This window comes from Allocoprococcus comes (genome assembly GCF_013300725.1).
Classification (GTDB): Bacteria; Bacillota; Clostridia; order Lachnospirales; family Lachnospiraceae; genus Allocoprococcus; species Allocoprococcus comes_A.
On record NZ_JAAIMM010000095.1, the window covers coordinates 1 to 993 of the forward strand.

Consider the following 993-nt stretch of genomic DNA (forward strand, 5'->3'; position numbering starts at 1 on the left):
TGATGTGCGGAAAGCCTGTAAGAAAGGTGCTCCGATCTGCCTGTTCATTGACTGGCGTCAGTATCCATCGATTACCGATGCATTGCAGTGGGCAGGATGGATCTGGAGAGGAACAGCGGTGTGGGATAAGGGAAACTCCCGTCCACAGAAAGGCCGTTTCCGCCAGCAGGCTGAATACATTGTGTGGGGCAGTAACGGACCGATGCCGATCAACCGTCCGGTATCTTGTCTGCCGGGTGTTTTCCGATATGGAAATCCGCAGAACCGGATTCATGTGACAGAGAAACCATTGCAGCTTATGAAAGATGTCATTCAGATTTGCGAACCGGGAGGTCTGATCCTGGACCCGTTTGCCGGAGCAGGAACGACTGTCCTTGCAGCGGTTATGACAGGTTATCGTGCAGTGGGAATTGAGGTAACAGATGCCTACTACAAACTGGGAAGTGACAGAGTGAGAATTGCATTAGAAGCAGAGCAGAAAGAGGATGAAAAGTAGCCGGGATGTCCAATTGGACATCTTGTTTTTTATAGAGAAAATGCATGGCATCCAACTGGATGCAGGAAGGAGATGGAGCGTATGGAACAGGCGCTGGCTTATGTGTGCTGTTCAGCAGAAGAAAGCCGGGTAAAAGTGCAGAAATATTGCAGAAAAATCTATGAACTTGGGTATGTACCAATCTGTCCGAGATTTGTATTCTCACCATTCTTGGAAGAGTCCGATGCAGAAGATATGCAGGGATATGGAAGAATGTCCCATATTCTTTTGCGGAGATGCCGGATGGTAGTTGTATGTGGGAAAGAAGTGACAGGAACAATGAATACCGAAATCAGTATGGCAGACAGACTCCATATCATTTGTACGACACTTGATGGACTGGTACAGATAAAAGAATCAAAATAAATCAGAATCGAGTTAATCCGGTGCTACAGAAACTGGTGGTACTCGTTTTGCAAGCATAGCGTTTGGATATCCAAACGCACTTTGGGGAGAAC

2 protein-coding genes are annotated in these 993 nt (G+C 47.0%); both read left to right on the forward strand.

Annotated elements, in window-relative coordinates; translation table 11 throughout:
- Positions 1-496: DNA-methyltransferase (locus tag G4407_RS16180; protein ID WP_173689698.1), on the forward strand; the 496-nt coding region annotated here is incomplete at its 5' end.
- A gap of 81 nt (positions 497-577) precedes the next feature.
- A complete protein-coding gene (locus G4407_RS16185) occupies positions 578-901 on the forward strand; it encodes a DUF7768 domain-containing protein (protein WP_015513330.1) in 324 nt (107 codons plus the stop codon).
- The last annotated feature ends 92 nt before the right edge of the window (positions 902-993 follow it).